This window comes from Leptolyngbya sp. 7M (genome assembly GCF_018128485.1).
Genome location: NZ_CP070897.1, coordinates 3,243,688 through 3,269,525 on the forward strand (window position 1 = coordinate 3,243,688; position 25,838 = coordinate 3,269,525).

Below are 25,838 nucleotides of genomic sequence, written 5' to 3' on the forward strand. Positions count from 1 at the left end.
AAACCTGTATTTCTTGTATTCCAAAAGACCTCAGTTTAATTACAGGTCAATATTTTAGAGCAACTACGTACAGCCATTCATGACACTGAATCACTTAGAGCAGCGCGAATAGCTCATGATAGTACAAGGCCTTCAATCAATATTTTATTTGGGGTTTAAAGTCGTTTGAAGTTGTAGTAAACCTCAGGGTAAATACTGGAACTATCGACAACCAAGTATTATGCTACTCAGTAGTCATCCAGAATTGAGGGTACTTAAACATAACCCTGACAATATTCAATAAATCTGCAAGCTTTGTAGCATTGATTTCTGGGTTTGAACTTCAGGGTACTCCTGCCATTCATTCACACATATTCTCAGGAGTAATAAGTTCATGATCGCTAGAACAGCTTTTAAGCAATTCGCTTACGGCTTAGCTTCTGTTGCTATCCTTGGTCTAGGTTTCACTGCAGAGGCTCGTGCTGCTGCCATTATTGACAATGGTACTATTCAACTGGGTGTTGATGATTTTGGCCAACTTAACATTCCTGGACCTCCGGCAGCAGTCGGAACTACCAGTGTCGGGTTGCGTTTTCTACCAACTAACAATGAGGCAACTGCAGCAGGCTGTCTCTGTGAGGGCTGGGGTGTTGCCGACAACCTCAGCAGCGTTGCAGCTTGGGCAAATAATTCCAGCGGGTCGGCGAACCTTATTCTCAAGTCCTTTAGCTCAACCGCAGATTCAGCAACTTCTATAGTAGCCAATACGACTGGAATCTTTGAGGTAACGCACAAATATATACCAGATGCCAGAACTCCGTATCTCTACCGTGCTGAGGTTACGATCAAGAATACCGGTTCAGACGCTATGCTGCAAGCGGCCTGCATCACCGGAGACTGCTCCAACATCGGGTGCAAACTGGGTATGAATCTGAATCGACTTGGCGTCTGCTGCTAGTCGTACCGTTTCCATGGCGGCTTGAATCGTGGCGACTAAGTCAACTGGCTTGGGTTCTAAACTCAACTTGCCGCGCAGAATGCGGGAGACGTCCAGCAGGTCGTTAATCAGTTGGGCTTGCATCTGGGCGTTGCGTTCGATGACTTCGATCGCCCGCTCGGTCTTTTGGGCATCCAACTGACCCGAGCGGAGCAGCTTAGCCCAGCCGACGATGGGGTTGAGGGGAGCGCGCAGTTCGTGGGAGACGACGGCCAGGAACTCGTCCTTGATGCGGTTGGCGGCTTCGGCGGCTTCACGGGCGGCTTGTGCTTGCTGTAAAATACGTTCACGATCGCGTTCAGACTGAACGCGATCAGTGACATTCAGCACCAGCGATAGCACCGAGATCATGCGTCCTGCTTCATCCCTTAAGCTGGAGTTGTACCACTCACAGTGAATGACATCGCCCTGCTTGGTGTAGTTGCGGTTGTAGGAGAAGACATAGGCTTCTGCGTCCATCAATCGCTTTGATACTTGTGCAACCTGTTCGACATCGTCCTCAAACACGAGCTGTAGGTCGAAGATGAACCTGCCCAGCACTTCATCGGCAGACCAGCCAAAGATTGACTCTGCTGCGCCAGACCAGCGGGTGATCCGCAGTTCTCCATCCCACTCAATCACGGCCATCGGGGTATTTTCCACATGGAAGTTGAGTTTTTGCAGCGCTTGCCGCAGGGTCTCTTCGGACTGCTTGCGCTCGGTAATATCTTGAAAGACAGTTACTGCGGAAATGAGTTGTCCCTGACTGTTGAAGACCGGCGCTGAACTGGTGCTAATGAAGATGCGGCTGCCGTCGGAGTAGCGGAGTTCCATTTCCTCGTGGATAACCACCTCGCCGGTATGCAGCGATCGCACGAGAGGATACTCGTTAGCGGCGTAGGGTTGTCCGTCTAAATCATAGGCTTGGAATGGTACCTGCAGCTCATACTGCTCTAGCTCATGATTCAGCTCATAGGCATGCTGCAAAATTTGATCGGCCTGTTCATTCGACAGTACTAGCTGACCAGACACTGCATCGGCAATCATCACGCCCTCTGGCATTTGGCGCAGCACCGCTTCAAACTGAGCACGTTCATCTGCCAGGGTTTGCAACAGGCGCTCTCTTTCAGCTTCAACCTGTTTGCGCTCCGTGATATCCAGGGATGTTATCCCAACGCCGATCACCTCTCCGTCAGGAAGACATACCGGAAAATAATTGATTAGGCCATACCGCGTCAGATTAACAGGATGAGTAACTCCGACCACTTCCTGATTCAGCAACGGAGTTTTAGTCTGCATCACCTGTTCCAGAATTGGCTCAATCGTAGGTGCCCACTGGGGCAATACTTCTCTAAGGGTGCGGCCTAGATGATCGCTTAAGGGAATGCCGTTAGTAGCTGCTAAGGCATCATTGGCATAGATGTAGCGCCAATTGCGATCAAAAAACGCTATGCCAACGGGTGAACTAGCAATAAAGGCATTGAGAATAGTTTCACTCTGGCGTAGTGCCGTTTCGATCTGTTTGCGTTCAGTAATGTCTCGAATCAGCCAACGCGCGCCAATCCACTGGCCTTGAGCATCATGGATCGCAGTGGCAGTAATGGCAACTGGAATCAGGCTGCGTTCCAGCGATTCTAAGCCAAGTTCAATAGTGTGTAGCTGAGGCTGCTGTCCCAACTCATCCAGTAGCTTTTGGAAAGCCCGATAGTCTGACTCAGTAATGTAAAGCCTCAATGGGACACCGATCAGCTGGCTAGGATTACAACCCATCAACTCGGCGGCGGCCCAATTTGCCTCTTGAATAACGCCCGCTATATCCGTGATCACATAGCCGTCGGGAGCGAAATTGAACAGGTCCTGATAGCGCTGGCGCTCTGCTGCAATTGCTTCCTGGGCCATTGCCAACTGCTCGTTCTGTTGGCGCAGTTCCTCTTCAGTAATTTGGATCTCCTCCAGAGCGGCTTTCAAGTCTTCGTTTGCCTGTTCTAGCTGCAACGCTTGCTCCGTCTGTTGGCGTTCGCGGTGTGCTTCAGATTCCCGCAAGGCTCGCTGCACGCAGGGCACCAACCGCTCTAATCGCTGCTTGAGCACATAGTCTGTCGCGCCCTGTTTGATGGTTTCAACTGCCAATTCTTCACCCAAACTGCCGGAGAGGACAATCAAGGGCACATTAGGACACAACCTAGAGGCAAGGTCTAGGGCCGCAAGCCCACCAAAGTTGGGCTGCAGGTAATCTGCCAGAATCAGGTCAAATGCGTTGGCTTCTAGGGCTGAAACAAACTGAGAGTGAGTGGTTACCCACAGCAGTTTACAGTCAATGCCGCCATTTTTTAACGTGGACTTAACTATTTCTGCATCTGATGAATCATCTGCGAGCAAGAGAAACTGGAATGTCATTGACGTTCCTCCTACCGAGATTTAGGCGGAGATTCAGGTGAATAAGCTCGTCGCAGCCTCATTGGTGTCAAACGTACTTCGCCAATAGGTCTTCACCGTGCCCATCTGGTGCAATAGCCATTCGATCTGCTTCAAGGCGACTGGCAAAGGAGTGGTGTGACCGTTCTCCCACCAATTCACACTCTGAAACAAAACCCCAGCTGCTTATTTATATAGAGCTTTGCCTGGTGTAGTAGCGGTTAAACTATACCAGATGTTACAAGTAGCCCTCTATCCGCCGAAAGAGGTACTTAGCAAGGTGTGTGGGCAGGGATATGAGGATAAGCAGGTCTTGCTAGATTGGACCTGCCAACCTAACCTGAGCCTATCTAAGGCTCCACCGTTACCAGTGTTCCTGGTTCTACCCACTCAAACATTTCGCGGATATGCTCATTTAGCATTCGCACACAGCCATGAGAAGCCGCCTGCCCTACCGACTCTCGGTTAGGAGTGCCGTGGAAGCCAATATCGTTTTGGCCATCGGTCCAAAACGCAATCCAGCGCTCCCCTAGAGGATTATTGGCCCCTGGAGGCAGCACTTCACCTGTAAATGGATTCGTCCAGCCCGGATTGCGCAGCATCGCAATCACCCGAAAGGTCATGGGAAATTTCAGAAATGTGCAGCAGACCGCTAACACCGCCAATATCAATAAAGGCACCATAAGGTTTCAACCCACGAACCGTACCAATCACTACTTCGCCTACCTCTAGGCGGTTCATCTTCCGCTCAACCAGAGCACGACGATGGCTCAGAACTAGACGGTTGCGGTCTTCATCCACCTCTAGAAACTTGAGCGGTAGCTCTTCTCCAACCAAATCTTCTTTCGGCTTCCGGGTGCTGATATGCGAGCCAGGAATGAATCCCCGTAGCCCTTCAATTCGGACTAGTGCGCCGCCTCGGTTCGTGGCAAAGACCGCAGAGCGAACGGTGGCATCTTCAGCCTGGAGTTGACGCACTCGCTCCCATGCACGCATGTACTCAATCCGACGGATCGAAAGCGTCAGCTGTCCATCTTCATTTTCATCGGTAAGAATGAAAAACTCACGGGTCTCGTTGGACTGGAGGACCTCCTCAGGACTGTCAATTCGATTAATGGACATTTCCTGAATTGGAATGTAAGCTGCTGTTTTAGCACCGATGTCAATCAGAGCGCCCCTCGGCTCGATGCTAAACACGGTTCCAGCAACAACTTGCCCAGGGCTGTAGTGGTAATCATACTTGTCGAGGAGAGCAGCAAAATCCTCGTGAGTAAAGCCAATATCTATTACTTCCTGATTGACCATGCGATGTGTTTCCTGGTGTTTGTCTCCGTGATGAATGTAAGTGGTCTAAGGCATGAAAGCAATTGGATAAGCGAACACCATCTATCCAAATGAACTTAAGCCAACAGTAGAAGCCTGTTCCAGAAGGCCTGTAGCCCCGAAAGATTAGACCATAGGAAAACTATCATAGCTTAATTTTCTCAATCAGCCCACTCCTACCGCTAGAAAGTTTCCCGCATTTCTAGGCGTTCCAATGGTGGGTTGAACTTAGTTATTTTGCCTTACGTCAATACAACCAATGAACAGCTCAGCAACAACGCTTTGATAGCTTTAAGAATGACTCATAGATGAAGTTTCCAACTCTTCCTCAGGTTCAGTTGCAGTTGCAGAAGGATCGAGTTCAGAGGATGTATCTTCGTTAGGAGATAACATGGTCACATCGGACTGCTCGCTTGAACTTTGTAAGTGATTCAAGGTTTCAATAAAATCACGAATCCCCTTGAACTGGCGATGCACTGAGGCGAAACGAATATAGGCTACTTCATTCAAGCCTTGCAAATGTTTGAGAACTAGTTCACCAATTTCTGTACTCGATACTTCACGAGCAGAACGCTGTTGCAGCTCGGCTTCAATCTCATCGACAATGCCCTCTAGTTTGGAGTGGGCAAGCCCTGTTTTTTCACAAGCGGTAACAATGCCTCTCAGCAGCTTGGAACGGTCGAAGGACTCTCGTTCGCCGCTTTTCTTCAGAACGACAACTGGAACAAACTCAATTCGTTCGTAGGTGGTGAAGCGCCGACCACACCTTAAACATTCTCGGCGGCGTCTAACGCTGTGCCCGGATTCCGCTGAACGCGATTCTAAAACCCGATTGTCCGGAAACTGACAAAATGGGCATCGCATAGCAAATGTCCTCCGGGAAACTAACCTGATAAGAGACGGAATTCAAGTGATACCTCTGGCATCCAATGTCATCATACTGCAATTGCCTATGCAAAAACCTGAGCAGTCCAATTATTTTAATCTGACTAGGGAATTAATCAGATTAAAGGATTGCTCAGGTTCAAATAGAGTCAAGACCGCATCCCATCTAAATGTTGCCTTTGAGGAGATCGGACTTGACCTCGCAACTCTTAGTTTTGTCGTTCTTATTTGATTGGTTTTTAATGGTGCCCTAGTCTCTGCTGATGCGAGGCGGTTCGCGGAATGCAATTGCAAAGAACAGAACACCCAGCGCCAGCGTTAGAACCAGAACGTATGCAACAACTTCCATAGTTTGACTTCTCCTAACTATTCAGCCAATTGACCTACTGCTTTGCCCTAGAAATAGATTTAGCAGACGTCGCAAAATCGATCTGCCAACGATCTGCTAAACCCTATTCTTTTTAAATTCTAAACGGGTTGCTTACGACGAGTAGACTTGTCTCCAACTTTTTGGAAATAGCCCCACTCGACTTGCTCTTCTGACAGGTCTGGATCGATACCCGCAAACACGTCGCGGAATAGAGTTCTAGAACCATGCCAGATATGTCCGAAGAAGAACAGTAGCGCAAAACAAGCATGTCCAAAGGTGAACCAACCCCGAGGACTGGTGCGGAATACACCATCAGAGTTGAGGGTTTCAGTATCGAACTCAAACGCTTCACCGAGCTGGGCTTTCCGCGCATACCGCTTGACCACAGCCGGATCGGTAAAGGTTTGGCCATCCAAGGCACCACCGTAGAAGCTAGCGGTTACACCCACTTGCTCAAAGCTATACTTCGACTCGGCTCGGCGAAACGGGATATCAGCCCGAACAATGCCATCCTTATCAGTCAGCACGACTGGGAAGGTCTCAAAGAAGTTCGGCATCCGACGCACGAACAACTCGCGCCCTTCCGCATCCTTGAACACCACATGACCCAACCATTCCTGAGCGATGCCATCGCCCTTGACCATTGGACCAGTTCGGAATAGACCGCCTTTAGCGGGGTTGTTGCCAATATAGTCATAGAAGGCGAGTTTATCCGGAATAGACGCCCATGCCTCAGACGGACTGGCTCCATCGGCGATATTAGCCTGAACTCGACGCTGAATTTCCTGCTGGTAATAGCCGCTATCCCACTGGTAACGGGTTGGACCAAACAGTTCGACTGGTGTCGTTGCGCTGCCGTACCACATCGTTCCGGCTACCACAAAGGCAGCAAAGAACACGGCTGCGATACTGCTAGACAGCACGGTCTCAATGTTCCCCATCCGCAGAGCGCGGTAGAGGCGTTCTGGTGGACGAACCGTTAAGTGGAACAGACCGGCAATAATGCCAACAATACCAGCCGCGATATGGTGAGCGACAACTCCGCCTGGGTTATAGGGATCGAATCCTTCCGGTCCCCAGGCAGGCGCTACGGGTTGAACACTGCCCGTCAATCCGTAGGCATCGGATACCCACATACCAGGCCCAAATAGCCCGGTCAGATGGAATGCTCCAAAAATTTTTCCTCCAGAGATTCGTCGGGTGATGTATACCACCAATGCCATCGAATCGCTAAATATGTGTTTACGCAAGGTGACACGCAATCATCGCATCTTTGCCAATGACGAGGCTGCTTTGAAGGTGGTCTATTTGGCAATTGAGAACATTTCTAAGAAATGGACGATGCCGATTCGAGAGTGGAAACCTGCTCTCAATCGCTTTGCCATCGAGTTTGAAGATAGATTCCCTAAAGAGATTATCCTTTGACACAAAAGAATTGACAGATCCGTGCAAAGTCAAAAGCTGGATTGACACACAACTCTGAACAGACCCCGTTACTCAACCAAAGGATTTAGATCGCGGAGAAAATAAAAACGATCACTGTTAATGCCACTGACCTTAATTCGCCCTAGATAACCTGCAAGCGGTGAAGAAAGTTCTATCAAGTATTCATATACAGTTTGGTTATCTAGAACAGCCCCATCAATTTGAGCAAAAGAAGCATTGTATTGAACTCGAATCTCCGTAACCTCAAACTGTTTTTTATCTAGTTCAACAACAGCTAACAGTTTAACGGCCTCAACTATATGGGAACGAATTTTAAGGCTTTTCTCTAAATTATCAACGTACTGGTTTAGCTTCGTATCAGCTTCTCCACCAAACGGTGACTTTTCCAAAACAGGCTTTAACTCTAGAAGATCAACAGCACTTGGATACTTTACCTTAAATTCTACGAGGCGTTGTAGGGTTTCGGGTCTAATTATGTTCATTTGATGAGTTACAGCAGTTAGTTCTGCATCTTGTGTTAGTTCCCCAGCGGCAACAATCATTTTGATGCAAGGATCGTAATCTTCTTGAAGATGATTTTTACCCAACTGAAGCAGTTGCCCCGGAGTTTTACTAGGAATTTTTTCGCTCTTAGTCGCCTTACATTCTCCAACAACTGGAAAAGGTGCGTCACAGTAAAAATCAATACCACCTGCTCCACCCGTTGCTTCTGGATCAAGGCTTGCTTTCATGTTATCGCGAGAGTTGGAGAAGCCAAGCTTAATCAGACTTTTTCGAACTAATTTCTCAAACTGATGTCCATCCGAGGAATTACCCACCTCTGCAATTGTTTTAATCCAATGTAAATCTGGATCAATCGGATCAATGATTGTTTCCGGAATGTTGCTCCATCCGAGAAAAGTGCTAATGTCTTCTGCCAATACTTTGGCTTCTGGTTTAACTTTTGCTAGTTGAGCTACAGCACTGTGTAATTCTTCTAACTCAAGATAAGGTGACGGTTTTAATTCTTCAAGGTGCTGCTTGCGCTGTAAGAAAACAGCCTCATCCAATACCGGCAGAAGCTGAGTAACTCTCAAAGGCTTACAGAATTCCTGACCTAAAGCAGGCAAACCTACAAATTTACCTAGTTTTTCAGGCGGAATGCACTCTTGAGAAACTTCGATTGGTTCTGGCATTCGATAAACACGCAGAAAGGCTAAAAACAAGCTTTGTCTCTGCTTAAACGCCTCTCTAAGTGGCTCTTTGGCCCAGATAGTTAAACTAGACAGGGCATCTACCTGTTCCACATCATACAGCAACTTACAGGATTCACATTTTGCCCATGCTTCAATTTTAATCTGCTGGGATTGTTGCTGAGATACGGCGTCAATCAATGGAAAAATGTGTTGCCGATACTGTTGATAAACAGACAAACCATCATTTATCTCTGTGCAAGGATAGAGAGCAAACACCCATTCCTTCTGTACAGAAATCTTTGGAATCACTGCTATCAGTCGCCCTTGCAGTAAAGCAGCAACATCAACGGATGGTAGACATAAAACCCTGTCTAGTAGAACTGAATCAAGCATGTGCTAATTCTTTTAGAGCGTCTGTATCTTCTTCCTCGAAATTATTGACTAGATCGGCTTGAACCTCAGGTTCATCTTGAAGATCAGCAGGGATTTGATAAGATGGGTCGCTCAGAATCTCTTTAAGTAAAGGATTGTGAATTCCCAGCCAATACTTTGCTCCTTGCTGCCTGATGAAATTGAAGATTTCTGCTTCTGTTACTTTGTAATCTGACTCGCGTTTGCGATAAACCGAAAGCATCGCCATTAAGGGCTTGATCTCGTTTTCTTTCAGCTCAACAAACTCACCGCCTGATTGAACCAATGGTTGAAGATAAGTATTCCGGAGGTGAGCACTCAGTGGCTTGTCTTTTGATCGAACTAAGCAACCGCGAGTTAAATCAAAGTTGTTCTTCTGGTCAAGTAATCTCTTAAATCCGGCTCCAAGCGCTTTGCCGCCATCGTGCTGTAAAACAGCAACACCAATACTGACTTGCCGACCATTCTCTTGACCCAGAATTTTAAAGTTCAGGTATTCATCTTTCTTACCGCGCTTACCAACACCAGTTGTAACCTCTTCTAACTTGACACCTTCGACTACTTCACCAAGAATCGTCTCAAATCCAAAACACAAGGCATCAGCTAAAAGATGATTGTCATCTAGCGAGTTTCTAATATCAACACTCAACTCGTTAGTGAAGGCTAGCTCAACTGGGTCAACTTCGGGAGGTGGAGACACTTCTCCGTCATCAATTTGTGGAGGTTTACAGTGTTCCCGGCACCATTTTAATACTTCTCGTACAGTTGGTTTTTCCCGACCAATAGCTCGAAGCTGTCCTTCTTCAAAAGGATAAACAGGATGAGGAGGAATTAAATTTCTTGAATCGTAGAATTCCCTAAGAAAGAAGGCAACGAGTTCAACCGTAGAGTCGCTATCCAAATATTTCAACTCATAAGGCTGGCCCTGAGCTGTTATTTTGCTTATGATACCGCCAACACCAGAAAACTCTTTCTTAATTCGATCATTCCAGGTACCAGGCACCATAACGCTAAGAATGACACCACGATGTAAGTTCTCAAATAGCTCCTTGACAAAGCTAGCTACGATTAAGGATATATGAAGGCCATGATCATTAAATACTAGATCATCTAATTCATCGAAACAGATCACAAGCTCGTTGTAATAGCTAATAAGAGCTAGAATTTCAAGAACTGCATCAAATGATTGTTTTTGCTCCGGTAGCCTCAGATCATTTGCCTTAAATTGAGCAAGTGCTTTGCCCGCTAGCCAGTTTGTTGCGTAGGGAGCTTCACCCCGCTTGGTCATGTGGTAGTTGAGCAACGAGAACACCGATTTTTTGATTTCTCCAGCATAGCGAGAGCCGCCGATTAGCACGATTCTTTTTGAGAGATGCAGAATGATAAATGCTTCGCTGTGTAGACCATCGAGTTCAGGATTTCCCTGTAAGCCGGGTAGGGCAATTACCGTAAAGTCGGGTCGGTACTGCTGCAATTCTGGAGCAGAAGGGCGCAGAAAGAGTTGATGAGCAAACAGGTTTTGGAACGCAAATTCATTGATCACCCGCACACCAAAGCGGTAGTTGGGATCGGCTCCGGCGTAACCATCGAAGACATAGAGATCTCGTCCTGCTACATAGGTTAGTGCTCGCTGGTAGAGCCGCTCAAACGTAGCTTCTGAAATGGGCACGTTGTGTTGATTCCAATCCACTTCGGCGCTGACAGTGGGATCATTGACAATAAACCGGTCCTTAGGTGAACGTCCCGTATATTTACCAGTTTCTACACAGAGGGCACCGCTATTGCTAAGTTGGCCTTCGCCGCGTCGCAACGCATGCTCTACCAAGGCAGGCACCGCCAGATTACGATACACCTGCCCCAGATTTTTCATTCCCAGTGCTAGCAAACTGCCAGAGACGGACGGATCTATCCCCAAGTTGGTAGGATTGCTAACGGAATCGCTACCAGCCAATTCATCCTTCAGCCGAGATGACACCGATGCGGCACGAGACTGGGAATGATTCACTCGCGGATTGAGAGCTGTCATGCTTAAAACCTCCAATGGCTACAATCTCCCACGGTTGGGCAATAGACCTCTTGCAGGTGTCCTCTGGGGCAATAGGACGTTCAGATCAGTTCAGATTAGTTGCAGATCAAATTACAGATCAGATTAAGCGGTGCGTATTTCAGAAAAGCAGAAGTCTGATGAAGGGAGTGAAATTGAAGAGTGAAATTGAACGACACAAGCAGAATTACAAATTAAGGTAGTCTCGAATGATAGACCAAACAATAGCCTGATTACAGTCTACGCATATACTCTAGAGAATTCTTCAGGCCATATTGCTGACATAGCCTAAATTGCACAGCCTGTAACGAACCGCTCAAATCAAACCAGCCAGAATCAAATCATTTGAGTAGATTGAGTCAAACAATTTGAATTTGAGCCAGCTTAAGCGACTCAACCAGTAGCTCAACCAGGCTAATCGTGTCAGCCCATCAATCTAAAAACACCTCTCCGTACATTCTAAAGCGTTCAAATTTGCGCTAGGGCAATTGACATAAAATGCAATCTATGTTCCAGAGTGCTCTGGGCAATGCAGTATGAATGCTTCATTCTTCTTCACGTTCACCGCTTCACTGGGCCATCGGTAATGGTTCAGATTCAGAAGATTGAAGTTCGGGGGATGCAGTCGGAATGGGTGCTGGACTATCTGCTGCGGGGGATTCTGGCACAGCAGGCTGAGGCGGGGGGAGAATTGGTTCTACGGCGTCGATGGGCGCTGGACCGGCAGACCCGGACGATGGAGCAATAGTAGCTTCATCGAATGCGGCCGGAGTTTCAGGAGAACTTGCAGGCAGCGGTGTGGGTTCAGACTCAGGTATTCCTAATTCATTGGCCGGGGCTAGCACAGGTGCAGTCGGTGGTTCAGTGGCAGCAAGGGCATCGTTCCCTAAGCGAATCGTAATGTCTGAATCAAGGCTGCCGGTGCTTTCAACTAGCACCTCACCGTATCCCAGGGATTGTTGAATCGCATGTGCCTTGTCAGCATCCCCTTGTTGGGCAATGATACGAGTCACGGCTAATGGTTCAGACCAGGGTTGATCCACAAAAATATCGCCGTATCCCTGACTGCCCAGAGAGTTGATCAGCTTTTCCACAACTCCAGCCTCATTAGTACTGTCCTGAATCGCAATTGTCAGGTGATCGGAAGCCTCGGGGGGAGCAAAATTAGCTACTGCCACACCAAAGTATTGCCGCACCATAGCCTCAATTTGGGACTGATTGGGCAACCAGTAACTCGCGGCAAATTCACTGCCGGAAAAACTGCCAGGTAGCATCAGCATCTGCATGTTAGAGCGATCGATCTGGGAAGCAAAGCCAGCTAACGCAATCAGTTCTTCCACACTCAGGTTGGTATCTAAATTGGACTGCACCACTGAGAGAATCTGGGGCAGCCGAGCTAAGGTAGACGGTTTGAGGGCCTGTTCTCGCATGGCTCGCAGAAACATTTGCTGCCGCTGCACCCGGCCAATATCGCCATAGGCATCATAGCGAAACCGCAAAAACTGAACTGCCTGAGCGCCATTCAGATGCTGTTCTCCCTGCTTCAGGTTGATATAGAGGTGCTGACTGTCATCCTGGTATTTCATGTCCTGCGGCACATAGACCGTGATGCCACCCAGCGCGTCGATCAGTTTTTCCACACCCAATACATTGATGCGCACATAGCGATCGATACCCACACCGCCCAGCAAATCACTCGTAGAGCGAGCGGCCAACGCCGGACCACCCAACACGTTTGCCTCGTTGATTTTCGTCACGCCAGCGCCATCGATGTAGGTCCGGGTATCGCGCGGGACCGACAGGACTACAAGCTGTTGATTGGCTGGATTAAACCGCAGCAGCAGCATACTGTCGGTCAAGCCTTTGAGGGAGTTGATCGTCGCGTGATAGCCCAAGCCTTGGGCTTCCGGTGGCGGATCATCCACATCTGTAGCCAACACCTTGACGCCCAAAACCAGGATGTTTACCGGGCGGGTTAGCTGCGGCAAGCGGAAATTCATGCCGGTCGAGATGTCCTTCTTGTTGAACACCTCGGATTCTTCTGCTGTTAGCTCGGTCTGCATTAGAGGAGTACCGGCAATAGCAACGGCTAGGAGTGCACCTGCTGAAGCAGATAGGGCGGCCACACCGCAGAGTCCCAGTCCTAACCCCAACCAGCGCCACTTTCTAGAGCGACTAGAATGTTGCGGCGAAGCTGAAGGACTGGAGAAGGAGCTACGACTATTAGTAGTGGACACGAACTTCCTCACACGCTAGATATAGAGGTGGAACCTGAGTCAATTTAATATAGTCGCTTTAACAGCAAAATTCACTAGTTTTCCCACCTTGACAGAAAATTATTTAGTAGCACCCTCATCAATGGTGCAATAATCATCGCTCCAATAATCACAGCCGTACTGTTAGTCAGGAGGCCAAAGGTAGCAATAGCACAGGAAGCTACAATCAGCACAATATAGGAGGAATCTAGTGTTGATTCAGCTAGCAGCTCAGCCTGAAGCTTTTCCAGTTGAATGGGTGTTGTTGCTCTTTGCCTAAAGTGGCGAAATCGCGCTCGAATATTATTCACCAACTATTTCCCTCCTACGTTGAAACTCTGTAGATAATAGTTTAAAAATTAATTCAGCTCAAAGTTATCTAGTATTTAGAGTATTGGTATCAGCTGCCCTTTAGAACACTGAAAGTGCTGATTCATTTATTCTGATTGGGTTCCCAATTTGATTCGTCTTTCTATCTAGAATCATGCTAATCAAGGATTGATTAACTATCCAACTGTTTACCCTCAGCCATCATAGATGGGCAGTAACTTTTCTAAGCCTCTCCGCTGGTCTACAAATCAATTCAGCAAGGGTGCAAATCAACTTGAATCAATATCTCTCTTTCTATAGAGGTTAAACTGAGCAGGATTTACTAGCCAGCGTACTTTTGAGTAACATTCTCGGTGACCTACCCACCCATCAACCTAGACTGCAGCTGTTATGGGAAAGCCTGGCAGTATAGAATTAGGCAATTACAATGGCAAGAGACTGATAGATTTGGGTCCAAATCAGCGGTCAGCCGCTTTAATAGCTGAAGGTAAACGAGTCTCTGTTGTGAACAAGGAAGGATAATAGTGGTTCCTCTTACCGATAACAATCCCACCCAAACTACTCCGTATGTAGTTTATCTGCTGATTCTGGTTAATGTTTTAGTATTTTTGTACCAACTTAGTCTGCCGGTGGCGGAGCTAGAACAGTTCTTTTTCCGCCATGCTGTAGTCCCTAAGGACCTAACGGTTGCCTTCAACAGCGGTGACACAAGCTTGCTGTTGCCAGAACTAATGACCTTGTTCACCTCACAGTTTTTACATGGCGGTATTTTGCATATCGCGGGTAACATGCTGTTTCTGGCCATATTCGGCAACAACATCGAAGATAAGATGGGCCACTTCAGATTCTTGCTCTTTTATCTCATCTGCGGCGCTCTGGCAGCATTATCCCACTGGTTCTTTTCAATGGATTCAACAATTCCTTCACTAGGGGCGAGTGGCGCGATTGCTGGTGTTTTGGGAGCATACATTTTGCGATTTCCAAAAGCAAAAATTACCACCTTAGTGCCCTTGGGCTTCTTTTTCTTCACTGTCCGCATACCGGCCATTTTCTTTTTAGGCTTCTGGTTTTTTCAGCAGGCGTTTTTTAGTGTTGCTAGTTTGAACGTGCCTACTAATGTGAATGCAGAAGGAGGGGTTGCCTATTGGGCACACGCTGGTGGATTTGTGTTTGGCATGTTGCTAGCACCGCTGTTTGGGCTATTTTCTCGAGACCGATACGCTTCTTGAAACGTTTCCGTCGCCTAATTTGTATATCTAAAAGAGTATATCCAGGGAGAAACTATACATCATTGATTATTTGATTCTACACCCAATCTACGTTCCACTCTATATTGAGATGGATGTATCGGTTAATAGAAATTCTGCCTAAAGCGCGATGTACTTGGGGAAATAAAAGAAAAATATAAAAATGTAGCAAATGATGCATTTTGGCCTTTTAGTCTTTCAGGCAAAGCAAAGGCCACTGGAATTGTTAGTTTTTATATTCTCTAGTTTCTACCAATGCTAAGTTTACCGTCCGATACACCCCACCATGCCAGCCTCATTTTTGAGTCGATTGTGCCAAAGGAGCAGGCTACGGCATTCCAATCCTGGCATTCCAGACTAAGACAAACTGCCCGTCAGTTTCGAGGCTATATTCGCACCGACCTCTGTCCACCCGTTAATGCCCATCAGCTCAAGTGGTATTCGATTATGCACTTTGAGTCCCCTGAGCATTTGCAGGATTGGTTGGAGTCGGATACACGAGAAGCGCTGTTGTTAGAAGGCCAGCAATTTTTTGAAACCTATCAATTCAAATCATTTGAAACCGGGCTAGAAGGTTGGTTTTCGCGCCAAAAAAACTCCGATCAGGTGGGGCTGGGAGCACCGGCCTGGAAGCAAAATTTAGCAGTAATTCTCGGCCTATACCCAACGGTGATGGTGCAAACGCTGCTATTTGCCAAACTGGGCATCATGCAGGATTGGTCGCTGGCTAGCGCGATGCTTATCAACAATGTTATCTCCAGTTCGATTCTCACCTGGACCGTAATGCCGTTTGTCACAAAGACGATCCAGTTCTGGCTCCAACCTGCCCATCAGCCAACCTCAAGTCGAAGCGACCTCATGGTTACAGGTGCGATTACACTATCGTTAATAGTAATGATGATGGTCTTCAACCAGATTCAATAATCTAAACGTTATCTTCCACTAATCTTCAAAACGACTCGGCTCCTGTTGGATTACTATTGAGAGCAGCTATTCAACTCAATCAGTACCCTAATTGCGATCCACAGGTCTATGTCGTCCCAAACGCCAGAGTTTATTTTGTTTGTGCAGCATGGCTGGGCGGATGATAATCGAGCAATGCTCAATCTCGCTAGCCAATTGGCCGCCGATAACGCTTTAATTGTTGCCCCAGATCTGGGCTTTGTTCAAACCTGGCTGCGGATTGAACCGTTGATCCAAATGGTGGAAAAAGTCGCCTTTCAGCAACTTCAGACCTATCCAGAGGCACCCCTGCGGATTGTCGGCCACTCGATGGGAGGTTTGATTTGGATCGAACTGCTACATCGGCATCGAAACTGGTGGCCACGAGTGCATTCGCTAGTTTTGGTGGGGTCGCCTGTGGGTGGAGCCGATTTAGGCCGCATTCTAGATCCATTCGGTGTTGGCCTAGGAATCGCAGCGGATTTGGGCTGTAATCGCAAACCAATGGCCACCGAAATTGCGGCGGTGATTCCCACTTTAGCAATTGCCGGTGACATAGACGGGGGCAGTGACGGCACGGTTACAGTCAACTGCACTCGCTTCGCCTACGTCCATTACGTTTCCATTCCCGAATCCCATGCAGCCCTGAGAGACCACCCAGCCGTGGCCGCCCTGATTCGCAATTTTTGGGATGATTTCACCATCGGCATTCACACGCAATAAAATTTTCTACCCCATTCAAGATCTGGATCGCCTTTTTGCTGCGGTGAACTATGTTTTTCAACAGTGTGAATTGCAGCTAGACCAGAAGATTGCAGCATAAACCCTTCAGTCTAATTTTCTCGATTATATGCACAAACGACTCGTTAATCACTGCACAATCGAACTCTCCATCATCCCGAACGGACCCATCTTGATCAAGTCGGGTAAAGAAGGGGCAGATCCGACAAAGCCTGATATGGAGTTTGTCGAAACCTATCACCAAGGAGGGCGATCGGTTTATCTACCGGGAAGCTCATTAAAGGGAGCCATTCGTGCCCATGCAGAAAGGATTGTCAGAACAGTGGGTAGTGAGCAGCGTAAGCAAGATGATTATCAGCATCTTTGGGCAAGCAATCCTCTTCAACTCAACGACTATGACTATCTCAAAAACTATTCAGAAACTCACGATATTTATAAAACTCACAATATTTATAAATGGTCATCGTTTACAGACCAGATGTTTGGCAGTACCGCCATCGCTAGCCGAATTCGGATCGAAGATGCTTATCCTGATCCTGAAGCAGAAAACGATCCAAACAGAAAACTGAAACTTGAAGAACGGAATGGAGTTGCGATTGATCGCGTGTTTGGATCAGTTGCCGTGGGTCCCTTCAATTACCAAGTTTGCACTAGGGGAGAATTTTGTACCAAAATCCACTTGAAAAACTTTACTCTGGCGCAACTGGGATTGGTTGGATTAGTGCTACGCGATCTAAATGATGGTTGGTTTGGTTTAGGTTTTGCCAAATCGCGGGGCCTGGGGACAGTCCAGGTAAAACTAAAAACGGCTACGGTGCAATATCCAGGCTGTGTGTTGGGTGAAGACAACCGAATTCACCGTCTTGGTAGTTCACAACGTTGGGAACCGACGACATTACTCGGCGCAGGTGCCTTCTTTGACGAGAGCAAGGATGAGGAAAAGAAAGAACGTGAGGCATATGGATTCCTGTCAAACGATCTGCAATCTGAACTGTCTGTTACAGCTGAGGCAATGGAGCTGGGATTTGGTGTGCAGCTAATTTGGCAGGGAAAGGAGCAAGTCAAAGATTTGTTTATGAGAGCTGTTAAAGCTTGGAGTGGGAGAGTCGCCAGATGAGGAATGGATTTGTCGGGGTAAGGCGAAACTTGTCCCTTGAGGTCTTGCAAACGCTGGTAGGCGATCAACGAATAGCAATTGCCCCCAGCTACTATTTCCTGCGCTGGCCTCATCGCATTAGCGGCATTCAGATGAAGTTACCAGAGGAGTTTCCCAGCCCAGAAGGACAGCTATTCAATGCAGAACTAGAACTGCGATGGAAGTACCAGAAATCGGGCTATGAGGTGTTGCTGTTGAGTCAATCACCACCTAGCTCCGAGTTAGAGTTTTCATCGGTTCCCGGCGAGTGGGAATGGTGCGATCGCCATGCTCATTTTTATGCTGTCGATGAAACTAAATTCCCAAAAGGGTTTACCTATCAGGGTGTGAACGGAGAGATTATCTCCCCCAAAGCAATTCCTGTGAAGCAGAGATATTTTCGAGATACTCAAACCGCAACGATTCACTTTGTCGCGCTTACAGTGGGCAACGACCATGACTAGAACTCCGCCGCCTAGACCGCAACGCCCTTCTAATTCGCCATCTTATACACGTGGCGGAATGGGTGATGAGGTTGCACCAAAGCCCTACGAACTGATTCCTTTCCCCAAAAAACGTCCAACCCTAGACGCTCCAGCCGGACATCACCAGTATTTGCCCGATCGTCTGCATGGCACTTTGTTTCTGACGCTCACGGTCAAAACTGCTTTGCATGTTTCAACTGGCGTTGTTGTCATGGGTAGCGATATTGGCAACAATCGAATTCCCTTGATCAAAACAATGGTGCAAGACAATGACCAAAAGCTCTCGATTCAAGGCAGTTCACTCAAGGGCTGTATTCGCTCAGTCTATGAGGCGATTACGAATAGCACGCTAGCAGTGGTTACTTCTAAATACAGAAGCCAGATCCCGACAGAGCGGTTGCCTTGTCGGAAAAAAGAAGAGCTGTGTCCAGCTAGTCGAGTCTTTGGGGCATTAGATTGGCAGGGATTGGTTGACTTCAACGATGCAACGTGCCAAAGCACAGGTTTTACTACTGGATTCATGCCATCCCTTTATCGTCCTCGACCCGATCAACGACGAGCTTATTTCGCGCAAGGCAAAATTGCAGGTCGCAAGTTCTACTACCACACGATTAGAGCCATTGATAAAAAACAAAATCAGGGAATTCCGGTGCAGCAGGCGGCAAAAGAATATACTTTCGCGACAGAGCTACACTTCATGAATTTGCAGGCAGCAGAATTGGGGACTTTACTGGTTACGCTAGGACAAGATCCTAAATACCCGATCGCACTAAAAGTTGGTGGCGGCAAACCGATCGGCATGGGGACGATGACTGTTGCAGTGAATGCAATCGATCGAGTAGAGGGAATCCAAGACCTGCGCGATCGCTATTCTGTCTATACACCTCCAGCGTCAGATCATCTGATTGGAGAAGCGTTGCAACAATTCATGCAGCAGCAGATCCAAGCAGCTCATGCTGAGTTGATTGAAGCACCTCAATTGAATGCCTTGCTGGAAGTGCTCCGTTACCCCACCGATCGTGAACCTCCCGCTGGCATGTACTAATCATGACAATAACTGACGTTTCCACCGAACTCCTAACGGATACTGAATGGCAGATTGCTCATGCGATTGCCCAAGATTTAGCTCGAACCGAGACAGATGTAAATGAATTGGGTAAGGCGATTGCTTATCTGCGTCATGCCATAAAACAAAATCCGTTAGATGCTGGATCACGGTTTTTCAAGTATCTCAAGATGCTTGTTAGCAATGGTAAGCAAATTGGACATAGCGGCAAAACCCTTGGTTATTACCGCAATATCGACAAAGCCTGTAGCCAGCATTTGCGACAAGCAGAGGCAGAGGCTGAAACAATGCTGCAAATTCTCGGATGGGCTGCTCGATTAATGCGCTACTACCGGGTTACGCCGATCGGTGAAATTAGTGAATCTACTTCTGAAGTACAGGTAGCTCCTGTCGTAACAGAGCTGAAAGAGGCGGCGGCAAAATACGAACTGCCGCTAACGTCGGTTGAATACGATGCGGACCACGCATTTTTCAATAATACACGACCGGAAGTTTACGATGCATCGGCGGCGCAAGATGCCTGGTCACAAGCCGTTGGCTTTTTCAAAGAAAATCTTTAATGACCTGAATACTCCCACCTTTCGTGTCATTCTCTTACAAACTCAAGTAATTCAGATTCGGTCGGAAGCGCGGTCCGGGCTCCGACCGAACGGCACTTTAGCGCAGCAACAGCATTTGCCATCTCAGCCGATCGTTCGATGGACTCTCCCTTCAACAAACCGTAAAGTATCCCAACCCGAAACGCGTCGCCGGCACCGGTCGTGTCCCTACATCCTCCTGGAACCGAATAACCTTTGGTCGTTATGAATTCGCCCGATGAATATAGCAGCGAACCGGCGGAGCCGAGCGTTACGCCCACCACGCCGCTGCCAAATCGCTCAGCTATCGATAGAAGTGCCAAATGTATGTCGTCTGTCTCGGCAAGTTTTGTGGGGACATTCTCTGAAAAGATAAGGATGTCCGCCAGCGGGAGTAACTGTTCTATGCCTTCAAAAAGGTTATCAATATCGGTTGATACAACGGCCGATGCCTGTTTCGCCGCAGCGGCCATCACAACCGCCGCGTCAACATCATGCGGCGTCAGATGCAGGGCTCGGCATTTATATGCTGCAGCGATCGGCGCGTCAGCCTTCGTATAACTTAAGCCAACGTCGCGATCCCAGATCACCGTTCGCTCACCGTTGCGTTCATCTATTACGATGAAGGCGATCTGGTTTCGTGCCCCATCAATCCTTTCCGCGAATCGAAGATCAACGTTCTCCGATCGAAGAGTTTCCATTCCAAATGCTCCTTCCTCATCCGATCCAAATCTGCCAGCGTAGGCGGTGTGGAGACCGAGGCGGCTTAGCCCCACCATCGTAGAAGCGACCTCGCCACCGGCCAGCTTGTGGTGTCCGGAGAGCTTGATCTTTCCGCTGAACTGAGGATACTCCGGCACGATGATCAGGTGATCGACGGCATTGGTTCCAAAACCAACCACGTCGAATTCTTTTGTAGGATCAAGTTTGAAAGGAAATCGCATTTAAGAGGTCGATCAAAAAAATCTTTACGATTTTGTGCGTTTTTCGATCTGAATTCCTTGCGCAAGCAACGGATTCAGGTTTAGATTGTTATTGTTCTAGTAAGCTTCCATACAAATTTATTCGATTTCCGGGGAAAACATAAAATGCCAACAGCAATTTGTCCAGAGTGTGATGAAGAGGTCTATGTCGATGCCGACTCGGAACAGGGCGACATAGTTGTTTGTGATGAATGCGGTTCCGATCTTGTGGTCGTTGGGCTGGATCCTATCGAACTTGATCTTCGTTCCGAAGAGGAAGACGACTACTACGACGAAGATGAAGAATACGACGATTACGACTAGTTCGTTAGCTCATCGCCTCACAAGATAACCGATAAAAGAAGTCTTAAGTCAAACTATTCGTGTTTTGCATAGCTTGCGCTGACGATGGTTTTGATATTTCCCCGAACGTGGAAATCGCCTTCGATCTCTACCTTCAACGGGTCGCAGGCTTTCACGAAATCTTCCAGGATTATATTAACCACGTGCTCATGGAAGACCTTTACATTCCGAAACGAATTGACATAAAGCTTCAAGCTCTTTAGTTCAATACATCTCTCGTTCGGGACATATCGAAGGCGGATCGTTGCGAAATCAGGAAAATCGGAGAACGGGCAGATCGCGGTGAATTCTGGGATCTCAAAATCTACCCAGATCTCTTTGCCGGGGAATTCATAGCTGAAAGTGTCGAGCGGGTAAAGTCCCATTTCCCCTCTTGGGGTTGACTCGATCGGGAGTTGCTGCAGGTTTTCGGGTTGAAGTTCCATATCATTTATACACGGCACGCCGTAGTTTTCTGGTCGTAAGTCGCCGGGCCGATCCTACATCCTTGATACCAAGTTCTGCCAGCCGAGGCAATAAGTTCAAAAGAATATGGGCTGTCGCAAGAGCATCATCGCTTGCTCGGTGGTGATTCTCAAGCTTGATCTCAAAATGTCTAGCGACGGTGTTCAGCTTATGGTTCTCGATCTCAGGCAGTAATCGGCGCGAAAGCTGAACGGTACATAAGGCCGGGTTCGCCAACCGATAATCGGGATAAACCTGACCGATCTCGAAATTAAGAAATCCAAGATCAAACCTGACATTATGCGCGACCAATACGGAATCACCTATGAATTCAAGCAATTCATCGGAGACATCCCGGAATATTGGTGAGCCGGTAACCATCTCATCTGTAATACCGGTCAATGAGGTTATAAACGACGGGATCGGCATCTCAGGATCGATCAGGGTGTGAAAACTATCAGTTACACAACCGCCCGCAATACGATATGCTCCGATCTCGGTTATGCGGCCAGGTGGTGCTTTCGCTCCTGTGGTTTCGAGGTCAATGACCACAAAACTCGACGACGAAAGATCCAACGAATCGTGATCAAAGCTTAATAATTCAAGTGTGTCCTCATTAAGGGTTAACCTGGGATCTCGGTTTGCAATGTCCTGTACGAGCAAGTTTGCAAGCTGGCGTTCCGGCCTTCTTATCTTCATCACGCGATCCACAACCTTAACAGAAGTCGCGCGTCCGCCGACAGATCGAAGAAAATCGATCGTCGCATTGACGAGATATGATTCGGATACAAGATTCGGCGACGGCAGCATTGCAGATTAAATTTTAGCGGTTAAACCCGAAACTGCAACAGGATCAGCTTAATAGACTGGATCGGTTTACCTCGAAAAAATAATGCCAAGCTCGGCCTTTCCTTGTAACTTCTTTGCACCGAAACTAAACTTTTCCCATGGGACTTTATGAACAGATAATCTCTGACCTTACCGAATCGCTCAAAGCACAGGATACAGAAAGGACGTCAACGCTAAGAATGGTGAAGGCAGCGCTGATGAATCGGAAGATCGAAAAGGGTTCCGAGCTATCAGATGAAGAGATCCAGAAAGCTCTGATCTCACTGGTCAAACAACGACGGGATTCGATAGAGCAGTATGAGACTGCGGGACGAAAAGAGCTTGCCGAATTCGTCGGTTAAAATTTCATTTTCAACAACCGAACGAGCCAAGCGTTTCACAAATTGCGGCGTCAGGTATTCTGCATACTTTTGTTGAATTTCCTTCTTTAGCTTATTTCCCAAGAAAAACTCCGCCTGCTTGATTCCGGCTTGAAATTCAATTCGGCTAATTTCTCGCTCGACTTTCTCCACCAAATCATCAGTTTTTTCTTGTTTGCGTTTATCCCCTGACTCATTGAAATACGGATTGATCAGGTGAATTACGGTCTCTCGGATCAAATCCTTAGCTATGCTTTTTCGGTCACCATCATGAGGAAACAAAGTTTCAGTTTCCAGGGTAGGCAGCAGCGATGATTGCTGTAAAAAGCTTGTATAGAGCTGTACCGCATTTTCAAACTGCATGCCTTTAATTGGATCGGTTGCATCTTCAAATAGGCGTTGAAGCAAGACTTCGGCAGGATGAACGGGCAGATCTAGGGTTTCTCGTTCGGTGATTGAGAGCTGAAAGAACTTTTGCAAAGCCCGCAATTTTTCGGCGCGAGTGAGAATGCGTGGTACTTTCCGGTCGGTTACCGAAAGTTGCTTGCGGTGAGTCTGGAGAGAAGTCAATATTTTGATTAATTTACCCAAGGTTAATCCTGGTACAGGCTCTTTCTCTTTTTTTTCATGGGCATAGTAGGTTTCATAGAGTACAGAACGAAGCACCCGACGAATGAAAATTCGTTCAACGCCCCACTGTTTGGCAAGGCTGCTTTCGTTGGGCGTCGGAACTTCAGCACTATCTTTTTCTTTACTATCTTTACTATCTTTACTATCTTTACTGCCTGTCTCTTTTCTGGTTTTGCCGCGCCTGCTGATTGACAAATCTAGATCGCTGAGGCTGAGTAGATATTCATACACAGCTTTATCTCGATTTTGGTCGTCTTGATCACGCCGTCCGTGGTCGAGTTCTATTTCTGAATTTGCCTGAATACTAGCTGCTTCTTGAGCTTGAGAAGCTGGTTTCGCCTGGTTCTGCATAAACGCCTCATGGTTTTTAGTGAACAGCAAGCAGCAATATTAATGCAATCTAAGTGAACAAAATGTACAGAACGAAAGCCTATTTATGATTGAATTTGTTCTGTAGGAGAATCAGTATAACAGTTTGAGTCCGAAATGAACGATTTTGCCTGATTTATTTACCACGCTGCCCAATTTTTGAGTTGAAAGAGGCAATTTTGTAACATAGATGACGTTTTATTAGAATCGTTACTGCAACATTATAAGATGTACAGTAAGTTTGGTAGACTTTGAACAGATAGATAGAGTGTCTCTGAAATTTTATGATATTCTAGGGTTAAGCTGAAGTGAAAGCTAGTCTAATGGGTGGTTATCAACCCTACTGCTTTGCTCGTTTGTTTCCACTGTTACTTTCAGGACTTTTGCCAACTGAAATGTTGTAGAAAGCGTGATGCATTCACCAGTTTGGCCCAATGTATTTACAGAGCGTATTCACAGGTTGTTTCCGGCAGTTCAACCTTAATTACACGATATACACCAAGTTACTCTACTGTCTGAGGAGCAGGACAGGCTCACCATTTCGTTCACCGGTAATTTACTAACAAACCACCCATGCGTTGACTGACTCTACCTAGTATGAATCTAGTATGAATCTAGAATGAGCGCTGTCCTGAGATGGTTTAGCTACTTTAGTTCAGCAACTGATTCGCTTTAGCAATTAAGGACATCTTCGATGAAGCATTTTTTAGATTTGCCGCATTTGATTCAAACTCACCCGGAACGATTTCGATTGGAACTGACGTATCAGCATCCAGCAACGTTGTCTGGAGCAGAAGCGTCATCAAGCCCGATGGAACTGAGTGTGAAAATTCCTCCTGATCTTTTGCTTGTACTGGGCATGCAACTCGATATTTGTTTGACCTCTGGGTTTGGTGAGTTCCAGATTGTGACGGATCGATCGCAGAAACAGAAGGTACGGCTGCTGATGAAAGCCGGCAGAAGCTACAACGTTTATATTCCTGATCAAGATCTCGCACCTATTGTTTGTTGGCTGCAGCAGGTTCAACAATACCTCTAAGTACCTCGGCATAATTAAAAACCAGATTCAAAACCCTGCGCCGCCCGCGCAGCAGGCGGCGCAGGGTTTTGGGTTTTATGTTTAATTATGCTCACCTACTTAGTACATTAAGAAAAAATCTGCTGAAATTGAAGCTGCAATCCAGATTGCGAGAGATTGGTACAACTCGTCTATACCTATAAATCAATCGATTAGGCCGTTTGATGCATGTGAGTTGCACAAGCCGGTGGAGGTGGTAAATGCCATTTCTTCCGGCTATTTTATTACCGTTTTGCCCATTGCCAATCCCATTCTTACTTGAGATGACCTATGAGACCTCCCACACGCGAAATGTTTCTACGAGGTATTCCAGCCACTGTGATCAAGCAAATTGCCGTGTTTGCACCAGGACGGATTAGATCCCAAGGCCGTGACTATCCAGCTCGACTCCATGAACTGATCTGTCATGCCACGTTGCAGATGGGCCAGCCAGTGCTAATTATTGGGCGAGAGAACATCACGATGATTGTGATTCCAATGCATTGCATTCTTTGGGAACAATACCTAACTGATTATTTTGGCCTCTTCCTCAATGACTCAGATGTACAACAGATCCAACGCTACGAGAATTTTTAGGAAATGATGTTCTGATCAATTTAGCTACTTTAGGAGTATCAAAATGCCACGACTTATTCCAGTTTCAGCCTTGTTTTTTACTGGCCTATTTTCGCTACTAGCAGCTACGAACCCAGACAAGCAGGAGTATGCAGAACATCTAGTCTGGACGTTTCAAACCACAACTTGTCAACAGGTGCAGCAGCCTCCGGCGATGCATATTGCCTGTTCAACCATTAGCCTTTTGCCAACCGATCAGGCTGCTAAGCTTATCGCTAGCTACAGCCAGCAGCAGAACTTTGTTTTCTTCAGCCTCTATACAACAAACTTTTTGGGGTTGCAGCATCGCAGTATCGGGGTTGGCAAGATGTTTGTGTCCCAACTTGAACTTCATAGCCAGCAAAGCTTGCTGGCCGTGAGATGACC

Annotated in this window: 26 protein-coding genes and 2 pseudogenes; 14 read left to right on the forward strand and 14 right to left on the reverse strand. The window is 47.2% G+C overall.

Annotation, left to right across the window (positions count from 1 at the left end):
- Positions 1–373 precede the first annotated feature (373 nt).
- Positions 374–937: a hypothetical protein gene (locus JVX88_RS16080; RefSeq protein WP_211628290.1), complete on the forward strand. Its 564-nt coding sequence runs from the start codon at positions 374–376 to the stop codon at positions 935–937.
- On the opposite strand, the gene JVX88_RS16085 is transcribed toward JVX88_RS16080, so the two are convergent.
- The 7 genes and pseudogenes from JVX88_RS16085 to psbB form a co-directional block, all read right to left on the reverse strand.
- Positions 839–3,352, reverse strand: coding sequence for a PAS domain S-box protein (locus JVX88_RS16085; RefSeq protein ID WP_211628291.1), 2,514 nt, complete (start codon positions 3,350–3,352; stop codon positions 839–841). The two genes, JVX88_RS16080 and JVX88_RS16085, sit on opposite strands and share 99 nt — an antisense overlap.
- Positions 3,353–3,385: 33 nt before the next feature.
- Positions 3,386–3,544, reverse strand: coding sequence for a hypothetical protein (locus JVX88_RS16090; protein ID WP_211628292.1), 159 nt, complete (start codon positions 3,542–3,544; stop codon positions 3,386–3,388).
- A 176-nt stretch (positions 3,545–3,720) separates the two neighbouring features.
- The gene (locus tag JVX88_RS16095) at positions 3,721–3,972 is read right to left on the reverse strand and encodes a L,D-transpeptidase (protein ID WP_225931433.1); all 252 of its coding nucleotides are present in this window, start codon (positions 3,970–3,972) and stop codon (positions 3,721–3,723) included.
- On the reverse strand, positions 3,932–4,675 hold the full coding sequence (locus tag JVX88_RS16100) for a S1 RNA-binding domain-containing protein (protein WP_317134644.1): 744 nt from the start codon (positions 4,673–4,675) through the stop codon (positions 3,932–3,934). Before JVX88_RS16100 ends, JVX88_RS16095 begins: the two co-directional genes overlap by 41 nt.
- A gap of 309 nt (positions 4,676–4,984) precedes the next feature.
- A complete protein-coding gene (gene nrdR / locus JVX88_RS16105) occupies positions 4,985–5,557 on the reverse strand; it encodes a transcriptional regulator NrdR (RefSeq protein WP_211628294.1) in 573 nt (190 codons plus the stop codon).
- A gap of 271 nt (positions 5,558–5,828) precedes the next feature.
- Positions 5,829–5,927 carry a photosystem II reaction center protein T gene (locus JVX88_RS16110; protein ID WP_036002272.1) on the reverse strand — a complete coding sequence of 33 codons (99 nt, stop codon included), beginning with the start codon at positions 5,925–5,927 and terminating at the stop codon, positions 5,829–5,831.
- 119 nt (positions 5,928–6,046) lie between these two features.
- Positions 6,047–7,123: pseudogene (gene psbB, locus JVX88_RS16115) on the reverse strand (photosystem II chlorophyll-binding protein CP47); the annotation flags it as partial.
- A 4-nt stretch (positions 7,124–7,127) separates the two neighbouring features.
- Between psbB and JVX88_RS16120 the strand changes: the two are divergent.
- Positions 7,128–7,373, forward strand: a pseudogene (locus JVX88_RS16120) (transposase); the annotation flags it as partial.
- Between the two features lie 68 nt (positions 7,374–7,441).
- Here the strand turns inward: JVX88_RS16120 and JVX88_RS16125 are convergent.
- From JVX88_RS16125 to JVX88_RS16135, 3 genes are all read right to left on the reverse strand, one after another.
- Positions 7,442–8,962 (reverse strand): DUF1802 family protein, encoded by a 1,521-nt coding sequence (locus JVX88_RS16125; protein WP_211628296.1) that lies wholly within the window; start codon positions 8,960–8,962, stop codon positions 7,442–7,444.
- Positions 8,955–11,006 (reverse strand): phosphoenolpyruvate carboxykinase (ATP), encoded by a 2,052-nt coding sequence (locus tag JVX88_RS43100; protein WP_211628297.1) that lies wholly within the window; start codon positions 11,004–11,006, stop codon positions 8,955–8,957. The genes JVX88_RS16125 and JVX88_RS43100 overlap by 8 nt, the downstream gene beginning before the upstream one ends.
- Before the next feature lie 587 nt (positions 11,007–11,593).
- Positions 11,594–13,261: an LCP family protein gene (locus JVX88_RS16135; protein ID WP_211628298.1), complete on the reverse strand. Its 1,668-nt coding sequence runs from the start codon at positions 13,259–13,261 to the stop codon at positions 11,594–11,596.
- Positions 13,262–14,133: 872 nt separating this feature from the next.
- Here JVX88_RS16135 and JVX88_RS16140 point away from each other — a divergent pair.
- The 7 genes from JVX88_RS16140 (at position 14,134) to JVX88_RS16170 (ending at position 19,785) form a co-directional block, all read left to right on the forward strand.
- Positions 14,134–14,838 (forward strand): rhomboid family intramembrane serine protease, encoded by a 705-nt coding sequence (locus JVX88_RS16140; protein ID WP_211628299.1) that lies wholly within the window; start codon positions 14,134–14,136, stop codon positions 14,836–14,838.
- 273 nt (positions 14,839–15,111) lie between these two features.
- Positions 15,112–15,780, forward strand: a complete 669-nt coding sequence (locus JVX88_RS16145; RefSeq protein ID WP_211628300.1) for a hypothetical protein — start codon at positions 15,112–15,114, stop codon at positions 15,778–15,780.
- Positions 15,781–15,888: 108 nt separating this feature from the next.
- Complete coding sequence (locus JVX88_RS16150) at positions 15,889–16,521, forward strand: alpha/beta fold hydrolase (protein WP_211628301.1); 633 nt, start codon at positions 15,889–15,891, stop codon at positions 16,519–16,521.
- 127 nt (positions 16,522–16,648) lie between these two features.
- Positions 16,649–17,656: an RAMP superfamily CRISPR-associated protein gene (locus tag JVX88_RS16155; RefSeq protein ID WP_211628302.1), complete on the forward strand. Its 1,008-nt coding sequence runs from the start codon at positions 16,649–16,651 to the stop codon at positions 17,654–17,656.
- The gene (locus JVX88_RS16160) at positions 17,653–18,138 is read left to right on the forward strand and encodes a hypothetical protein (RefSeq protein ID WP_211628303.1); all 486 of its coding nucleotides are present in this window, start codon (positions 17,653–17,655) and stop codon (positions 18,136–18,138) included. The genes JVX88_RS16155 and JVX88_RS16160 overlap by 4 nt, the downstream gene beginning before the upstream one ends.
- Positions 18,131–19,204 carry an RAMP superfamily CRISPR-associated protein gene (locus JVX88_RS16165; protein ID WP_211628304.1) on the forward strand — a complete coding sequence of 358 codons (1,074 nt, stop codon included), beginning with the start codon at positions 18,131–18,133 and terminating at the stop codon, positions 19,202–19,204. The genes JVX88_RS16160 and JVX88_RS16165 overlap by 8 nt, the downstream gene beginning before the upstream one ends.
- A 2-nt stretch (positions 19,205–19,206) precedes the next feature.
- A complete protein-coding gene (locus JVX88_RS16170) occupies positions 19,207–19,785 on the forward strand; it encodes a dienelactone hydrolase family protein (RefSeq protein WP_211628305.1) in 579 nt (192 codons plus the stop codon).
- Positions 19,786–19,811: 26 nt separating this feature from the next.
- Here the strand turns inward: JVX88_RS16170 and JVX88_RS16175 are convergent, their stop codons facing one another.
- A complete protein-coding gene (locus JVX88_RS16175) occupies positions 19,812–20,747 on the reverse strand; it encodes a carbohydrate kinase family protein (protein WP_211628306.1) in 936 nt (311 codons plus the stop codon).
- A gap of 144 nt (positions 20,748–20,891) precedes the next feature.
- Here JVX88_RS16175 and JVX88_RS16180 point away from each other — a divergent pair, with 144 nt between their 5' ends.
- Positions 20,892–21,089 (forward strand): hypothetical protein, encoded by a 198-nt coding sequence (locus JVX88_RS16180; protein WP_211628307.1) that lies wholly within the window; start codon positions 20,892–20,894, stop codon positions 21,087–21,089.
- A 53-nt stretch (positions 21,090–21,142) separates the two neighbouring features.
- Here JVX88_RS16180 and queF read toward each other — a convergent pair whose 3' ends face one another.
- Positions 21,143–21,553: a preQ(1) synthase gene (gene queF / locus JVX88_RS16185; protein ID WP_211628308.1), complete on the reverse strand. Its 411-nt coding sequence runs from the start codon at positions 21,551–21,553 to the stop codon at positions 21,143–21,145.
- Between the two features lies 1 nt (position 21,554).
- Entirely contained in the window at positions 21,555–22,382 is an 828-nt protein-coding gene (locus tag JVX88_RS16190; protein WP_211628309.1) for a PolC-type DNA polymerase III, read from the reverse strand.
- A gap of 137 nt (positions 22,383–22,519) precedes the next feature.
- Here JVX88_RS16190 and JVX88_RS44135 point away from each other — a divergent pair, with 137 nt between their 5' ends.
- Positions 22,520–22,762, forward strand: coding sequence for a GatB/YqeY domain-containing protein (locus tag JVX88_RS44135; RefSeq protein ID WP_211628310.1), 243 nt, complete (start codon positions 22,520–22,522; stop codon positions 22,760–22,762).
- Here the strand turns inward: JVX88_RS44135 and JVX88_RS16200 are convergent.
- On the reverse strand, positions 22,682–23,761 hold the full coding sequence (locus tag JVX88_RS16200; RefSeq protein ID WP_211628311.1) for a hypothetical protein: 1,080 nt from the start codon (positions 23,759–23,761) through the stop codon (positions 22,682–22,684). The genes JVX88_RS44135 and JVX88_RS16200 overlap by 81 nt on opposite strands.
- 712 nt (positions 23,762–24,473) lie before the next feature.
- On the opposite strand from JVX88_RS16200, the gene JVX88_RS16205 reads away from it, so the two are divergent.
- From JVX88_RS16205 to JVX88_RS16215, 3 genes are all read left to right on the forward strand, one after another.
- The gene (locus JVX88_RS16205) at positions 24,474–24,818 is read left to right on the forward strand and encodes a hypothetical protein (RefSeq protein WP_211628312.1); all 345 of its coding nucleotides are present in this window, start codon (positions 24,474–24,476) and stop codon (positions 24,816–24,818) included.
- Between the two features lie 309 nt (positions 24,819–25,127).
- Positions 25,128–25,433, forward strand: a complete 306-nt coding sequence (locus JVX88_RS16210; RefSeq protein ID WP_211628313.1) for a hypothetical protein — start codon at positions 25,128–25,130, stop codon at positions 25,431–25,433.
- 43 nt (positions 25,434–25,476) lie between these two features.
- Entirely contained in the window at positions 25,477–25,836 is a 360-nt protein-coding gene (locus tag JVX88_RS16215) for a DUF4359 domain-containing protein (RefSeq protein WP_211628314.1), read from the forward strand.
- The last annotated feature ends 2 nt before the right edge of the window (positions 25,837–25,838 follow it).

What these genes read in the sequence shown, in the direction of transcription:
- JVX88_RS16205 (WP_211628312.1), top strand. Translation starts at nt 24,474, where the DNA reads ATGAAGCATTTTTTAGATTTGCCGCATTTGATTCAAACTCACCCGGAA.
- queF (WP_211628308.1), bottom strand. Translation starts at nt 21,553, where the DNA reads ATGGAACTTCAACCCGAAAACCTGCAGCAACTCCCGATCGAGTCAACC.
- nrdR (WP_211628294.1), bottom strand. Translation starts at nt 5,557, where the DNA reads ATGCGATGCCCATTTTGTCAGTTTCCGGACAATCGGGTTTTAGAATCG.
- JVX88_RS43100 (WP_211628297.1), bottom strand. Translation starts at nt 11,006, where the DNA reads ATGACAGCTCTCAATCCGCGAGTGAATCATTCCCAGTCTCGTGCCGCA.
- JVX88_RS16170 (WP_211628305.1), top strand. Translation starts at nt 19,207, where the DNA reads ATGACAATAACTGACGTTTCCACCGAACTCCTAACGGATACTGAATGG.
- JVX88_RS16095 (WP_225931433.1), bottom strand. Translation starts at nt 3,972, where the DNA reads ATGCTGCGCAATCCGGGCTGGACGAATCCATTTACAGGTGAAGTGCTG.
- JVX88_RS44135 (WP_211628310.1), top strand. Translation starts at nt 22,520, where the DNA reads ATGGGACTTTATGAACAGATAATCTCTGACCTTACCGAATCGCTCAAA.
- JVX88_RS16210 (WP_211628313.1), top strand. Translation starts at nt 25,128, where the DNA reads ATGAGACCTCCCACACGCGAAATGTTTCTACGAGGTATTCCAGCCACT.
- JVX88_RS16155 (WP_211628302.1), top strand. Translation starts at nt 16,649, where the DNA reads ATGCACAAACGACTCGTTAATCACTGCACAATCGAACTCTCCATCATC.
- JVX88_RS16160 (WP_211628303.1), top strand. Translation starts at nt 17,653, where the DNA reads ATGAGGAATGGATTTGTCGGGGTAAGGCGAAACTTGTCCCTTGAGGTC.
- JVX88_RS16165 (WP_211628304.1), top strand. Translation starts at nt 18,131, where the DNA reads ATGACTAGAACTCCGCCGCCTAGACCGCAACGCCCTTCTAATTCGCCA.
- JVX88_RS16110 (WP_036002272.1), bottom strand. Translation starts at nt 5,927, where the DNA reads ATGGAAGTTGTTGCATACGTTCTGGTTCTAACGCTGGCGCTGGGTGTT.
- JVX88_RS16100 (WP_317134644.1), bottom strand. Translation starts at nt 4,675, where the DNA reads ATGGTCAATCAGGAAGTAATAGATATTGGCTTTACTCACGAGGATTTT.
- JVX88_RS16215 (WP_211628314.1), top strand. Translation starts at nt 25,477, where the DNA reads ATGCCACGACTTATTCCAGTTTCAGCCTTGTTTTTTACTGGCCTATTT.
- JVX88_RS16190 (WP_211628309.1), bottom strand. Translation starts at nt 22,382, where the DNA reads ATGCTGCCGTCGCCGAATCTTGTATCCGAATCATATCTCGTCAATGCG.
- JVX88_RS16150 (WP_211628301.1), top strand. Translation starts at nt 15,889, where the DNA reads ATGTCGTCCCAAACGCCAGAGTTTATTTTGTTTGTGCAGCATGGCTGG.
- JVX88_RS16175 (WP_211628306.1), bottom strand. Translation starts at nt 20,747, where the DNA reads ATGCGATTTCCTTTCAAACTTGATCCTACAAAAGAATTCGACGTGGTT.
- JVX88_RS16080 (WP_211628290.1), top strand. Translation starts at nt 374, where the DNA reads ATGATCGCTAGAACAGCTTTTAAGCAATTCGCTTACGGCTTAGCTTCT.
- JVX88_RS16085 (WP_211628291.1), bottom strand. Translation starts at nt 3,352, where the DNA reads ATGACATTCCAGTTTCTCTTGCTCGCAGATGATTCATCAGATGCAGAA.
- JVX88_RS16180 (WP_211628307.1), top strand. Translation starts at nt 20,892, where the DNA reads ATGCCAACAGCAATTTGTCCAGAGTGTGATGAAGAGGTCTATGTCGAT.
- JVX88_RS16125 (WP_211628296.1), bottom strand. Translation starts at nt 8,962, where the DNA reads ATGCTTGATTCAGTTCTACTAGACAGGGTTTTATGTCTACCATCCGTT.
- JVX88_RS16145 (WP_211628300.1), top strand. Translation starts at nt 15,112, where the DNA reads ATGCTAAGTTTACCGTCCGATACACCCCACCATGCCAGCCTCATTTTT.
- JVX88_RS16200 (WP_211628311.1), bottom strand. Translation starts at nt 23,761, where the DNA reads ATGCAGAACCAGGCGAAACCAGCTTCTCAAGCTCAAGAAGCAGCTAGT.